Here is a 14893-nt window from a genome sequence, read left to right on the forward strand (position 1 = left end):
AGTATCGTTTTTTCTATTCTTCCCATGGAAGTGCCGGATGTTCGATTCTTCCATCACGCAGCATCAGTTCCCGTACCGCTTCTTCTGCTTTCTTTCCCTCAAACAAGATGCGGTTCACTTCCTCTACAATCGGCATGGAGACCTCATATTTCTCTGCAAGTTTCTTCGCTGCCTTCGCAGAATAAACGCCTTCTACAACCATCTGCACTTCATCCATCGCTTCCTGCATGGTCTTGCCCTGCCCGATCAGATAGCCAGCCTTTCGATTGCGACTGTGTACACTGGCGCAGGTCACGATCAAATCTCCGATTCCGGTCAGACCGGTAAATGATTCAATCTTACCGCCCATTTTCACTCCAAGCCGTGAGATCTCTGCGATTCCACGCGTGATCAGGGCTGCTTTTGTATTATCGCCATAGCCGAGACCGTCCGCAATTCCGGCTGCCAGAGCGATGACATTTTTCAGCGAACCGCCCAGCTCAATGCCCAGAATGTCCGGGCTGGTATAAACTCGGAACACTTCGCTCATGAAAATGCTCTGCAGATATTCGGCAGTCTCTCTTTTCTTTGCGCCCACAACTACCGTCGTCGGAAGTTTGCGTCCAACTTCTTCTGCATGACTCGGGCCTGAAAGTACCGCTACATTTGCCTGTGGTATTTCTTCTTCAATCTGCTCACTTAAGGTCATAAGTGTGCTCTCTTCGATTCCTTTCGCTACATTAACAAGAATCTGTCCTTCCTTCACAAATGGTTTCATAGAACGCGCTGTACTTCTGGTAAACGGTGACGGCACCGCCAGCACGACTACATCTTTCTCCAGAATTCCATCCTGAATGTCATTGGTAAACACGATATGATCCGGAATCACAACTCCCGGAAGTTTGGATGTATGTTCTCTTTTTTCGGACAACATCTCAACCTCATTTTTGTCGATCGACCAGACCGTCACATCATGTCCATTATTTGAAAGTAAAATTGCCAGAGCAGTTCCCCAGCTTCCTGCACCCATAATTCCAATCTTCTTCATTGTCATTCTCCTAATCTTTTTCTATGCTTCTTTCTTCTTCAGGCCGATTTTATTCTCTGTTCCTTCCCGAAGTCTCTTAATATTCGCTCTGTGCTGGAAGAAAGCTGATAGTGTAAACAACAGCCCTACCCCATACATTTCAAAAAGATAGTTCTGCGCCATTCCAAACTCCCCCATCTGTCCACAGATCACAAGTCCTGCCAGAAACAGTACCGTAACTACAAGTGACCCTAAAGAAACATATCTTGTAACCGCTACGATCACCACAAAAACCACAAGACATACCGCAGCCATTCTAAGATCCGTCGCAAGGATCATACCAGCCGTAGCCGCAATTCCCTTTCCTCCCTTAAATCCGAGATAAAACGGATAGTTGTGCCCAAGTACTGCTCCGAATCCGGCATACAGTGAAAGGAGCGGCAGGATTTCCGGACACCGGCTTGCGAAGATTCCCCGGACTACCAGCACAGCGATCACACATTTAAAACAATCCCCCAAAAGAGTGATCGCGCCTGCCTTAACACCCATTGTTCTGAGTGCATTGGTGGAACCCGCATTTCCGCTTCCATGCTTGCGGATATCCATTCCATGCATTCTCCCGTAAATATATCCAGTCTGAAACAATCCAAACACATATCCTATTCCCAAACAAATAAGCCGTTCCATCCTACTGATCCTTCTCCTTTCTCTCACGTATAAAGAATTTCAGCGAAGTTCCCTTGAAGCCGAAGGCCTCGCGAATTCTGTTTTCTAGATAACGTGTATACGAAAAATGCATCAGTTCTTTATCATTTACAAAGATGACAAATGTCGGCGGCTTTACAGCGACCTGGGTAATGTAATACAGTTTCAGTCGTTTTCCTTTATCTGACGGGGGCTGCTGAAGCGCAACGGCCTCAGTCATGATCTCATTCAGAACACCGGTTGCAATACGGAGTGTCTGATTTTCGATGACCATGTCTATCATATCAAACAGTTTCGGAAGTCTCTGTCCCGTTTTGGCTGAGACATACATGATTTCTGCATAAGGCATGAAGGAGAGAACCATACGGATCTTCTGCTCATATTCCTTCACGGTCTTGTCATTTTTCTCAATGGCATCCCATTTATTTACTACAATGATAACCCCCTTACCACGGTCATGTGCGATTCCTGCAATCTTTGCATCCTGTTCAGTCACACCTTCCACCGCATCGATCACAATGAGGACCACATCCGCCCTCTCTACCGCAGTCACAGTACGAATGATACTGTAGCGCTCCAGCTCTTCCTTGATCTTATTCTTTCTGCGAAGTCCGGCGGTGTCGATAAAAACATATTCTCTTCCGTTATGCACAATATCCGTATCGATGGCATCTCGCGTCGTTCCTGCAATATCCGATACGATCACCCGGTCTTCCCCGATCAGCTTATTGATAATGGAAGATTTCCCAACGTTCGGCTTTCCTACGATCGCGATTCTCGGACGCTCGTCCTCCTCTTCCATCCCGCTTCTTTCCGGGAAATGCTCCAGTACCTTGTCCAGCATATCCCCGATTCCGATCCGCTCTGCCGCTGAAATCGGCATTGGATCACCGATGCCCAGATTATAGAATTCATAAACATCCGGCATCATTTTCTGGAAATTATCTACTTTATTCACAACGAGGATCACCGGCTTGTGCGACCGTCTGAGCATGTCTGCCACCTTCGAATCCGCATCTACCAATCCCTGCTTCACATCAGTCATGAACAGGATCACGTCTGCCGTGTCGATCGCAATCTGCGCCTGTTCCCGCATCTGGGCAAGGATCACATCCCTGCTCTCCGGTTCAATACCTCCCGTATCAATCAGTGTAAAATCTTTATCCAGCCAGTTTACCTCGGCGTAAATACGATCCCGGGTCACCCCCGGCGTATCTTTCACAATTGCTATCTTCTCTCCTGCCAATGCGTTGAACAGCGTTGATTTTCCCACATTCGGACGCCCCACAATGGCAACTACAGGTTTACTCATAATCTTGCCCCTTTCGTTTGCTGTAATACTGCTTCTATAAAATCCTGACCGCTTGATTTTACAATATCTATCGGAACTTGTAAAGCATCCGATAATTCCGTCACGGTCACATCATCCAGAAATACTTCCTCTCCGCTCCGCAACATACTGCACGGGAGAAGAAGCGCATCTCCCAGATCCTGCCCCTTAAGCTGTGCGATCAGATCCTGTCCGGTGATCAGTCCTGCAACGGTGATCCGCTCCCCGAAGAAATCATTGCGGATCTCAAACAGATTCACATTCAGATTCGGGTACTTCGCCTTCAGCCGTTCCAGCATCTCCTTCAGATACGGATAGGCCAGTTTGCCCGTCGCCATGGACAGATGGATCTCTCTTCCATCACCTGCAAGCGGCTCATATGCTTCCTCAAATTCATTCAGAAGAAGGCGCAGCATACCTACCCCGTTCTCCAGCTGTAAATATCCGTCATACCGCTCCTCTTCCGGTAGTTCCTCCTCCGCCAGCAAATACCATTCGTCTCCGGCATGGATAAAATGTATTCCGTATTCTTCATAAATCTTTTTCTGCCACTTGTGAATGATGCCAAGTACTTCCTTTGCATCTTCTTTTGTAAACGGCTCCAGCGGATAGAGCCCGTCACGGAACTTCGTAAGTCCCACCGGAACAACCGATACGCTCTGAAGATTCGGAAGCCATTTCGTCATATCCCGGATACTTCTCTCCAGCTCTTCTCCGTCGTTGATCCCTTTACACAATACGATCTGCCCGTTCATCGTGATCCCGCCGTCGTATAAAATCTGAATCTTCTTCAGCGCATCTCCCGCAAAGCGGTTATGCAGCATCTTGCAGCGAAGCTCTGGATTCGTTGTATGAATCGAAACATTGATCGGTTCCAGATGATAATCCACGATACGCTGTATATCATGATCGCTCATATTTGTCAACGTAATATAATTTCCCTGGAGGAAAGAAAGTCTGGAATCATCATCTTTAAAATACAGGGTGTCCCGCATCCCCTTCGGCATCTGGTCGATAAAACAGAACATGCACTTGTTCCTGCAGGAACGGTACTCATCCATCAGACCCTGTTCAAACTCGATTCCCAGATCTTCATCATAATCTTTTTCAATCTCAAGCTCCCATTCCTCTCCATTTTCCTTCTGGATCAGAATAAGAAGTTCTTCATCGTTCGTATAATAGTGATAATCAAATACATCTTCTATGATACTTCCGTTAATCTGAAGCAGCCTGTCTCCCGGTTCGATCCCCATTTCCCAGGCAATGCTTCCTTCTTCTACACTCTTTATAATATGCTCATGCTTCATAAAATTAAAAGCTCCCCATTTTCTATTCTTTCTTATCATACTAGATTTCCGCGAAAATTGCAATTTTTTACAGCTCTTTCTTGCCATAGTTCTAAAATAATGGTATAAATGAGTAGGAGAAATGAGCGACATTCGAATACAGGAGGCACATATGACAAATATAGAATTTATGGAAAAAGCGCTGCCGATCGCACCGCTTAAGATTATCGCTTTAAAGAGCTGCGAGCCGCTCGCAAAGAAGGTAGACAATTATATTGTCTCTTTTCGTAAGGAATCTCTTCATGATTTTCTGGATCCTGCGATTTTTTCTTCTTACGAAGCTGACACGTATCTGACAGAACACAACTGTCCGCGTTTTGGTACTGGGGAAGCCAAAGCCGTCATCGGAGAAAGTGTCCGCGGAAAAGACTTATTCATTATGGTCGATGTCTGCAACTACAGCCTTACTTATACCGTGAACGGACATCTGAACCATATGTCACCGGATGATCATTTCCAGGATTTGAAGCGTGTGATCGCCGCATGTACCGGTAAAGCACACCGCATCAACGTGATCATGCCGTTTCTCTATGAGAGCAGGCAGCACAAGCGTACCAAGAGAGAATCCCTTGACTGTGCCATGGCACTGGATGAGCTGGTTCAGATGGGCGTTTCCAACATCATCACCTTCGATGCACATGACCCGAGAGTCCAGAACGCAATCGCATTGAAGGGATTCGACAACTTCTCACCTGCTTACCAGTTTATGAAAGCACTTCTTAAGGCTGTACCTGACCTTGCTGTCGACAAGGAGCATCTGATGATCATCAGCCCGGACGAGGGTGCAATGGGCAGAGCCGTATACTTTTCCAATGTACTCGGTGTAGATATGGGAATGTTCTACAAACGACGCGATTATTCAACCGTTGTAAATGGGAAAAACCCAATTGTAGCGCATGAGTTTCTCGGGGATGATGTTCATGGAAGAACGGTCATCATCGTCGATGATATGATCTCATCCGGAGAAAGTATGTTGGATGTAACCAAGCAGCTCAAAGACCGCGGCGCCGCACGTGTATATGTTTGCACCACCTTCGGTCTTTTCACGGAAGGTCTCGGAAAATTCGACAAATACTACGAAAAAGGCTATATGGATGGATTGATCACGACCAACCTGACGTATCTTCCGCCTGAACTTAACTCAAAGCCGTACTTTATCAAAGCAGACATGAGCAAGTTCCTCGCACTGATCATCGATTCTCTGAATCATGACATCCCGATCAGCTCCGTTCTGAACCCGACCGACAAGATTCACGATCTTCTTGAGGGGCGCATGGCGAACCAGAAATAAATTCACGATTTTAAAAAGAGTTCCTTTCGGAACTCTTTTTTTATACCTGACGGTCTCCCGCGAAAAATTCTATGCTCGTCGGATATGCATAAGCATCTCCGATCTCGTGAAGCAGCACGACCTTCAATTTATTTCCCATTGTTTTCTTATCCAGCTTCATTGCCTCGATCAATTCCGGAAGCGGAAGATGCGCTTCTGTCGGAAGTCCATAAGCCTTCAGGACATTCTTGATTCTCTCGGCCTCCCCCGTTTTCGTAAGCCCCTTCTCCTCCGCGATCTTGGTGATCTGATACATTCCGATAGCAACCGCTTCTCCGTGGCTTTCTCTCTCATAGTGATAATACTGCTCAATCGTATGTGCCAGCGTATGCCCGAAATTCAGAAGAATCCGTTCTCCCATGTCAAATTCGTCTTCTTCCACGACCACTCTTTTAATGTTTACACAAGTCGCGATCACGTCGGTTAAATGCGCCTTCAGATTCTCGAAAGAGCCGTACTCTTCTAGTTTTGCAAATAATTCTGCGTCCTTGATGCATCCGTATTTAATGACCTCTCCCATTCCATCGGTTACATAGCGTTCCGGAAGAGTGTCCAGTACATCCGGATCGATCAGAACCATTTTCGGCTGGTAAAATGCGCCAACCAGGTTCTTTCCCTCCGGAAGATCAACTGCCACTTTTCCTCCTACAGACGAATCCACCTGTGCCAATATGGAAGTCGGGATCTGGACAAATTGAATTCCTCTTAAGAAAGTGGCTGCCACAAATCCTGCCAGATCACCGGTCACCCCACCGCCGAGTGCCACAATCAGATCCGTTCTGGTAATCTTCGCCTTCAGAAGTGAACTGTATACCCTCGGAAGGGTCTGAAAACTTTTAGACGGTTCGCCATGAGGAATGATTGTTTCATAGCATTCAAAACTTCCTGAGAGTTCTTTCTTAATTGCCTCTCCATAATAAGCGTACACACTGTCATCCGAGATGATCATCACTTTTCTGCCATGATATACTTCTTTGATCCGTTCGGCAGCCTGACCCATAATTCCCCTTTCTATATATATCGGATAACTATGTTCTTTTAAATCAACGACCATTTTGATACCTGGTTCACTCATGTTCTATCCTCCTGTCAATTACATTTTCTTACCTACAACTTCTGCAATCTGACGGATCTCTTTCAACAGGGTATCATATTTCGCCGGTTTCAAAGACTGTCCTCCATCGCAGAGCGCACACTCCGGATTGTTGTGTACTTCGATCATAAGACCATCTGCCCCTGCTGCAACCGCTGCTTTGGACATCGGTTCTACCAGCCACCATTTTCCGCCTGCGTGGCTCGGATCCACGATGATCGGAAGATGACTCAAACGTCTGATTACCGGAATTGCCTGTAAATCCAGTGTGTTTCTGGTGTAGCTTTCGAATGTACGTACACCTCTTTCGCACAGGATTACGTTCGGGTTGCCGGATGACATAATGTATTCTGCCGACATGATCCACTCTTCATATGTTGCATTCAGCCCTCTCTTCAGAAGAATCGGTTTCTTTGTTTTACCAAGCTGTTTCAAGAGATCAAAATTCTGCATATTTCTTGCACCAATCTGGATCAAATCAACTTTTTCATCAAATAAATCCAGATACTCTGCAGACATCAGTTCCGTTACGATTGGAAGACCGGTTACTTCTCTTGCTTTGCAAAGGATATCCAGCCCCGCAAGTCCCATTCCCTGGAAAGAATATGGACTGGTTCTCGGTTTGAACGCCCCACCGCGGAGCATATTTGCACCGGATTCTTTAGCCGCCTTAGCGATCTCGATCACCTGTTCTTCACTTTCTACAGAGCAGGGTCCGGCGATCAGCGCCATATGGCCTCCGCCGACCTTAACACCTGCAACATCAACGATCGTATCTTCCGGATGAAATGCTCTGTTCGCCAGTTTATACGGTTCCTGCACATGCATAACTTTTTCTACACTTTTATCCACTTCAAAAAGCCGCGGGTCAACGCGGACCGTATCGCCGATACATCCGATAATGGTAAGCTCTTCACCACGGACTGTATGCGTCTCGAGCCCTCTCGCGCGCACCATGTTTTCTACTCGCAAAATATTTTCTTCTGTTGTTCTTGGTTTTAATACAATAATCATAGTCTTTTTCCTTTCTGTCTCTTAAGATTTTGAAAAACATGCTCCCACCGGGAAGCGTACTTTTGCAGAAACGAAGTTTCCTATTGAGTCAATGGTAATAAAAAACTCCCGTCTTCTGCACATACAGAGGACGAGAGTAATCATACTTCGTGGTTCCACCTCACTTCACAGTTACTTCACAGCAACTGCCTCGACAGGTACGCCTTTATTCCGGTTATACCCTTGCAGATAACGGCTGCTTCCGGAGATGCCTACTAATACTGTTACAGTAATTCAGCACTCTACTCCAAGAGGAATTCAATATAACTCGTTGTATCCTTATCGCACCTGCCAAGGACTCTCTGTGACACTTCATTATACCTACTACTTCTTTTCATCGTATTTCGATAGTAGAATATTCAATTTTATCAGCATATAAACCATAATACACAATTCAAACCGATTTGTCAATTAACGTTTAAAATATTTTTCCTTGATGATGTCAACCGGCATCTCACACCCGGTCCAGAGTTCAAAAGAAGCCGCGCCCTGATAAAGGAGCATATTCAGACCGTTTGCTGTCTGACATCCGACCGCTTTCGCCTTCTTAAGAAGAAGGGTTTCCTCCGGATTATAAATCACATCAAAGACAAACAGATCTTTCCGGAATACACTGTCGTCAGTTATAATGCAGCGGTCTGTACGCGGTGCCATTCCGATGGAAGTTCCGTTTACAAGGATGACACTCTCTGCGATCTCTCTCTTCAGAACTTCCGGATCTGAGAAATCATAAAGATTTAGCTTACATTCCGTCTGCCCTCTCAATTTTTCCATAATACCTTCTGCACGTGTAAAGAAATCATCTCGGATATTGAATACGGAAATCTCAGCCACTCCGTCCAGTGCCGCCTGAATCATGATTGCGGCCGCAGCTCCTCCTGCTCCGAGAAGTGTCATCTTCTTCCCGATAATATCCATGTCTTCTTCCTTAACTGATCGCATAAATCCGATTCCATCCGTTGTATATCCGGTCAACACGCCGTCATCATTTACCACTGTATTCACTGCCCCACCGATTTCTGAAGCAGGTGAAAGCTTATCAACCAGACTACACATCAGATTCTTATCCGGCATTGTAAGGTTAAAGCCCCTGACTCCCATGACTTTAAGACCTTCCACAGCAGTCTTCAAATGATCTGTCCCGACATCAAATGCCAAGTATGCATAGTCCAGCCCCAGTTGGCGGAATGCTTCGTTGTGCATCATTGGCGAAATACTGTGAGCCACAGGACTTCCAAGGAGGCCGGTAAGGACAGTATGCCCTGTTATTTCATATGCCATTTCTTTGTACCTCTCGTTCTATAGTTTCACACTGTAAAGCGTTACTATGCTATATGATACCACATTTTTAGAAAACTGCAAACACCTTTTATTCACTTTTTTGGAAGAATCCATATTTTCCGCCATTTTCCATCTGGATTCCTTTCGCCTCTGCCATCTCACTGATGGTAACAAGCTGATATCCGGCTTCCTGAAGCTTCGGAATCAATGCAATGGCCGCATCAATGGACTGTGTATGAATATCATGCATCAGAATGACAGCTCCGTCCTGGACATTATTCATAACTGCGTCGATCGTGGACTGCGTATTCCTCGTCTTCCAGTCCAGAGTATCTATAGACCACAGAATCATAGGCAAGCCTGCGTTCTGTTTAACCGTATCATTAATCGCACCGTAAGGAGGACGCATGACCGTCGCTTTCTGTCCACAAGCTTCGACGAGCTGATTGTTCGTGTCACTCATCTGTTTCTGGATTCCATTTGCATCCAGCTTCGTCAGATTTGTATGATCATAGGAGTGATTGCCCAGTTCACAGCCGATCTCTGCCATTTTCTTCACAGTATCCGGATTCTTGCTCACCTGAGTTCCCAGCATGAAAAATGTCGCTCTTGCATCATATTCCGCCAGAACATCCAGCAGCTCAGCAGTTCTTGGCCCCGGTCCGTCATCAAATGTGAGTGCAACCATCGGTGCGTTCGGATCTACGCCGCCTTCCTCAGATTCCAGAACTCCGTCTTCGGAAAAGACGCATTTTCTCACACCGATTTTTTGTTCTCCGGTCAGCATCTTACCTTCCTGATCAAAATAATACTTATTATCATCCAGTGTCAGCCATCCGACCGTCATCATTCCCGTATCGTCAAAATAGTATTTTGCGCCGTCTTCTTCATACCAGCCGGTCTGCATGACACCCTTTTTATCGAAATAATAACGGGCCGAAGCAATTTCCTGCCATCCAATTACTTTCTTGCCGTCCTCTCCAAAATAATAGGTCCTGCCATGATAAGTGATAAAATCATTTGCAACATATGTACCGTCCCAGCGTTTGAATCGACTGTCATCCCATTCTCCGTATTGGTTCTTAACTTCAAAGACACCATCCTCAACATCAACCTTCACTTTACCAAACCACTCTGCATAAAGCGGCGTGGTGATCTCACTGGTAAGTTCTGCCTTGATTGGAAACTTTCCTTCCGTACTTCCGTCTCCATCGCACTCCAGCGTGAAGCCGATACCACGGTTCAACTCATCCACAAGATCCTGGATCGTATACCCCGTATCTTCATCCAGGACCGTCTCCACATCTCCGTCGCAGCTGGCTTTTGCTGTAAGAAGCGGCCTTTCCTCTCCCTGCACAACAGAAATGTCATCCACCTTCAGCGTAATCGGTATTTCCTGCTGTCCTCCTGCGACAGCTCCATGGCTGAGCAGTAATGCCGATACCAGGCATACCATCAGTACTCCCAGAATACTGATTGTGGAAACTTTGCCGTGTTTCTTTTTATTTCTACGTTTTATGGCTGCTCTTGCTCTTGCACGCGCCCTTCTCATGTCTTTCTTCTTCATTCGTATTACCCCACAATATCTATGTTTTTTCTTGTTTTCATCTACATTATAAGGCATAGTAACTTCGTATACAATGGAAGATTTTCTTAAGATATATTAAAAATCAGAGTAGAATTTGTAATATTTGTAATATATGCCCGAACTCTTCTTTCACACGAAAAGAGCTGCGCATATCCTGCGCAGCCCACTGTTATTCTTATCGTTTCTCTATTCAATCACTCTGACTTTGAGTACTCCTTCGATTGCTTCCAGTCCATCCACAACCTCAGCACCGACTTCAGAATCCACATCCATCATAGTGTATGCATATGCACCGCTATTCTTGTTCGTCATGTCATCGATATTGACATTGTCTTTTGCAAGCAATGCGGTAAACTGACCGATCATGTTCGGAATATTTCTGTGCATGATCGTAATACGGGTCTTGTCTTTCACGCCCATATCACAGGACGGATAATTGACAGAATTTTTGATATTTCCATTTTCAAGGAAATCTCTCAGTTCCTGAACAGCCATCTTCGCACAGTTGTCTTCAGATTCCTCTGTAGAAGCGCCCAGATGTGGGATAACGATCGCATTCTTCACGCCTGCGATCTCCGGTGTTGGAAAATCGGTCACATAACGCTTTACTTTGCCACTGATCAGAGCATCTACCATCGCTTCACTGTTCACAAGAACATCTCTTGCGAAATTCAGCACAACAACACCATCTTTCATTAAATCGATCGCATTCTTATCAATCATGCCTTTGGTATCCGGAAGTGCCGGTACATGAATCGTGATATAATCACATTCTTTATAAAGTTCATCTACGCTTTTGGCATGATGAATGCTTCTGGAAAGTCTCCATGCGGAATCTACAGAAACATACGGATCATATCCGTAAACATCCATTCCGAGATTAGTTGCCGCATTTGCAACAAGAACACCGATTGCGCCAAGTCCGATTACTCCGAGCTTCTTGCCCTCGATCTCACATCCCGCAAAAGCTTTCTTAGCTTTTTCGGCGTCTTTTGCGATATTTCCATCTTCTTCATTCTCCTGAACCCAGTTAATACCTCCGATGATATCACGGGATGCAAGAAGAAGACCTGCAATCACAAGTTCCTTTACCCCGTTCGCATTTGCTCCAGGTGTATTAAATACGACGATTCCCTGTTCTGCACATTTTTCCAACGGGATATTATTTACGCCGGCTCCTGCACGGCCGATTGCCTTCAGGCTTTTGTCAAATTCCATTTCATGCATTGCCGCACTTCTTACCAGAATGGCGTCTGCTCCCTTTGCATCGCTTGCCGGTGCATATTCATCTGTGAATTTATCAAGACCTACATTTGAGATTGGATTTAAGCAATAATATTTATACATAACTACAGATTCTCCTTCTCAAATTTTTTCATAAATGCAACCAGTGCTTCTACGCCTTCGTACGGCATTGCGTTGTAGATACTTGCACGCATACCGCCGACTGTACGATGACCTTTCAAGTTCTCAAGGCCTGCTTCTTTTGCTTCTCTTACGAATTTGGCATCCAGTTCATCACTACCTGTTACGAACGGTACGTTCATAAGAGACCGATCCTTCTTCTCAACGGTGCCCTTGAATAGCTTACTCTGATCCAGATAATTATAGAGAAGTTTCGCTTTCTTCTCATTGCGCTCTTTCATCACTTCAAGACCGCCCATCTTCTTGAGCCATTTGAACACTTTTCCGCAAATGTAAATGCCATATGCCGGAGGTGTGTTGTAAAGTGATTTCGCATCTGCATGTGTTTTATACTGCAGCATGGTCGGAGTTCCCGGAAGAACATCCTCTGTAATCAGATCTTCTCTGATGATCACAATTACGGTACCTGCCGGTCCGATATTTTTCTGAACGCCACCGTAAATGATGCCGTATTTTGTCACATCAACCGGCTCAGAAAGGAAACAGGAAGATACATCAGCTACCAGAAGTTTTCCCTTGGTGTTCGGAAGTTCTTTGTATTTTGTTCCGTAAATTGTGTTATTCTCACAGATATAAACATAATCTGCATCGTCGTCAATCGGAAGATCAGAGCAATCCGGAATATAGCTGAATGTCTTATCTGCAGAAGATGCGATACGGTTTACCTTTCCGTATTTCTCAGCTTCAGCGGCAGCCTTTTTCGCCCACTGACCTGTGATAATGTAATCAGCAACCTTATTCTTCATCAGGTTCATCGGAATCATTGCAAACTGCTGGCTTGCTCCGCCCTGTAAGAATAATACTTTATAGTTGTCCGGAATATTCATAAGATCACGAAGATCCTGTTCCGCTTCTGTGATAATTTTCTCAAAAGCTTTGGAACGATGACTCATCTCCATAACGGACATCCCTGTTCCCTGGTAATCCAGCATTTCCTCTGCTGCTTCTTTGAGCACTTCTTCCGGCAGCACTGCCGGTCCTGCTGAAAAGTTGTAAACTCTTTTCATAGTCTTTTCCTCCATTCCTGCTTTAAAATTATTGTTCTTGTTTTTCTGCCTGCAGGTCTCCTTCATCAAACGCCTCGCTGATTGCAGCTCCAGGTGCCACCATCGGCCATACCTTATCATCACAATCAATCTGGCAATCTATTACGAACGGACCGTCACACGCAAGCGCCGACTGAAAAGCGGCTTCAAAGTCCTTCTTCGTCGTTGCGCGAATTGCCTTCGCTCCCATAGCTTCTGAAAGTTTTACAAAATCCACTGCATCATTCAGTACCGTCGCTGAATAACGCTGACCATAAAACAGATTCTGCCACTGACGCACCATTCCGAGTACGTGATTATTGATTACCACCTGGATGATCGGAATCTGATATCTGGCAGCTGTGGCGATCTCATTCATATTCATACGGAAGCAGCCGTCTCCCGCAATATTAACAACCGTTTTCTCGGGGCATCCCATCTTGGCACCAATGGATGCACCAAGTCCATATCCCATGGTTCCAAGTCCTCCGGAAGTCAGCAGGGTTCTCGGCTTGGTATATTTATAATACTGTGCCGCCCACATCTGATGCTGTCCGACCTCTGTGACGATCAGTGCCTCCCCTTTTGTCTGTCTGTAGATCTCTTCGACAACAAAAGGTCCCGTCAGAATATCCGGATGATAAGTCAGTGGATATTTCTGTTTGTACTCCTGAATCTTCCGAATCCATTCATCATGATTCTGCTTCGGAAGTCTCTCATTGATCAAGGTAAGTACTTCCTTGATATCGCCTACGACACCACAATCAATCATAACATTTTTGTTCATCTCGGCTACATCGATATCGATCTGAAGGATCTTAGCCTTTTCCGCAAATCTTTTTGCATTTCCTGTAACACGATCTGAGAATCTCGCACCGATTACGATCAGAAGATCACATCCGCTGACACCAAAATTCGAAGTTTTGGTTCCATGCATACCAAGCATTCCTGTATACAGTTCATCTGTACCCGGAAATGCTCCTTTTCCCATCAGAGTATCACATACCGGCGCCTGAACTTTCTCTACAAACGCTCTTAATTCCTCACTTGCATCAGAGAGGATCGCCCCGCCTCCGACGAAAATATAAGGCTTTTGAGCTTCACGAATCATCTGTAACGCTTGTTCTACATCTTCCATACAAATATCTTTTTTGTACTTCTTCACCGGCTCGATCTTCATCGGTTCATACTCTGCCATGTTTGCGGTAACATCCTTCGGGATATCGATCAGAACCGGCCCCGGTCTTCCTGACTGTGCGATGGCAAATGCTTTTCTGATCGTCTTTGCAAGCTCATTGACATCTTTCACGATAAAATTATATTTTGTGATCGGCATGGTGATTCCAGTGATATCAATTTCCTGGAAACTGTCTTTTCCAAGAAGCGGCACCCCGACATTACATGTGATAGCCACGATTGGAATCGAATCCATAAATGCTGTTGCGATTCCGGTTACCAGATTGGTGGCTCCCGGACCGCTTGTTGCAAAACATACACCGACTTTTCCGGTGGCGCGGGCATAACCGTCTGCTGCATGAGACGCGCCCTGCTCGTGAGAAGTCAGAATGTGCTTAATTTCATTACTATGCTTATATAATTCGTCATATACATTCAAAATTGCCCCGCCCGGATATCCGAAAACGGTATCAACGCCTTGTTCTTTTAAACATTCTATCAATATTTCAGAACCATTTAACCGCATGTTGTGCAT

At 45.4% G+C, this 14893-nt stretch carries 12 protein-coding genes and 1 other annotated feature; of the genes, 1 reads left to right on the forward strand and 11 read right to left on the reverse strand.

The genetic code is table 11. The features are described from left to right. Positions 1–13 precede the first annotated feature (13 nt). Genes ACTNBF_RS03490 through ACTNBF_RS03505 form a run of 4 tightly spaced genes read right to left on the reverse strand, consistent with a single transcriptional unit; the run spans position 14 to position 4387 of the window. On the reverse strand, positions 14–1027 hold the full coding sequence (locus tag ACTNBF_RS03490) for an NAD(P)H-dependent glycerol-3-phosphate dehydrogenase (protein WP_427806421.1): 1014 nt from the start codon (positions 1025–1027) through the stop codon (positions 14–16). Between the two features lie 21 nt (positions 1028–1048). Then, the gene (gene plsY, locus ACTNBF_RS03495) at positions 1049–1693 is read right to left on the reverse strand and encodes a glycerol-3-phosphate 1-O-acyltransferase PlsY (RefSeq protein ID WP_427819136.1); all 645 of its coding nucleotides are present in this window, start codon (positions 1691–1693) and stop codon (positions 1049–1051) included. Between the two features lies 1 nt (position 1694). After that, positions 1695–3023, reverse strand: a complete 1329-nt coding sequence (gene der, locus ACTNBF_RS03500; protein WP_441088768.1) for a ribosome biogenesis GTPase Der — start codon at positions 3021–3023, stop codon at positions 1695–1697. Further along, positions 3020–4387: a DUF512 domain-containing protein gene (locus ACTNBF_RS03505; RefSeq protein ID WP_441024491.1), complete on the reverse strand. Its 1368-nt coding sequence runs from the start codon at positions 4385–4387 to the stop codon at positions 3020–3022. Before ACTNBF_RS03505 ends, der begins: the two co-directional genes overlap by 4 nt. A 112-nt stretch (positions 4388–4499) precedes the next feature. Between ACTNBF_RS03505 and ACTNBF_RS03510 the strand changes: the two genes are divergently transcribed. Further along, positions 4500–5678, forward strand: coding sequence for a ribose-phosphate pyrophosphokinase (locus tag ACTNBF_RS03510; RefSeq protein WP_427819131.1), 1179 nt, complete (start codon positions 4500–4502; stop codon positions 5676–5678). A gap of 40 nt (positions 5679–5718) precedes the next feature. On the opposite strand, the gene aroB is transcribed toward ACTNBF_RS03510, so the two are convergent. From aroB to ilvB, 7 genes are all read right to left on the reverse strand, one after another. Further along, complete coding sequence (gene aroB, locus ACTNBF_RS03515) at positions 5719–6777, reverse strand: 3-dehydroquinate synthase (protein WP_441016015.1); 1059 nt, start codon at positions 6775–6777, stop codon at positions 5719–5721. Between the two features lie 33 nt (positions 6778–6810). Further along, positions 6811–7824 (reverse strand): 3-deoxy-7-phosphoheptulonate synthase, encoded by a 1014-nt coding sequence (gene aroF, locus ACTNBF_RS03520; RefSeq protein ID WP_427806429.1) that lies wholly within the window; start codon positions 7822–7824, stop codon positions 6811–6813. Positions 7825–7947: 123 nt separating this feature from the next. Continuing rightward, positions 7948–8210 (reverse strand) — a binding site (T-box leader). A gap of 64 nt (positions 8211–8274) precedes the next feature. Next, positions 8275–9144: a shikimate dehydrogenase gene (locus ACTNBF_RS03525; RefSeq protein WP_441088769.1), complete on the reverse strand. Its 870-nt coding sequence runs from the start codon at positions 9142–9144 to the stop codon at positions 8275–8277. Positions 9145–9232: 88 nt separating this feature from the next. After that, complete coding sequence (locus ACTNBF_RS03530) at positions 9233–10711, reverse strand: polysaccharide deacetylase family protein (protein WP_427806431.1); 1479 nt, start codon at positions 10709–10711, stop codon at positions 9233–9235. A 207-nt stretch (positions 10712–10918) separates the two neighbouring features. Then, on the reverse strand, positions 10919–12079 hold the full coding sequence (locus ACTNBF_RS03535) for a phosphoglycerate dehydrogenase (protein ID WP_427806433.1): 1161 nt from the start codon (positions 12077–12079) through the stop codon (positions 10919–10921). A 2-nt stretch (positions 12080–12081) separates the two neighbouring features. Next, positions 12082–13164, reverse strand: a complete 1083-nt coding sequence (serC, locus tag ACTNBF_RS03540) for a 3-phosphoserine/phosphohydroxythreonine transaminase (RefSeq protein WP_441088770.1) — start codon at positions 13162–13164, stop codon at positions 12082–12084. Positions 13165–13192: 28 nt separating this feature from the next. Further along, positions 13193–14884 carry a biosynthetic-type acetolactate synthase large subunit gene (gene ilvB / locus ACTNBF_RS03545; RefSeq protein WP_427819127.1) on the reverse strand — a complete coding sequence of 564 codons (1692 nt, stop codon included), beginning with the start codon at positions 14882–14884 and terminating at the stop codon, positions 13193–13195. Between the last annotated feature and the right edge of the window lie 9 nt (positions 14885–14893).

The organism is Bariatricus sp. HCP28S3_A4 (assembly GCF_052066395.1).
Taxonomy (GTDB): domain Bacteria; phylum Bacillota; class Clostridia; order Lachnospirales; family Lachnospiraceae; genus Allocoprococcus.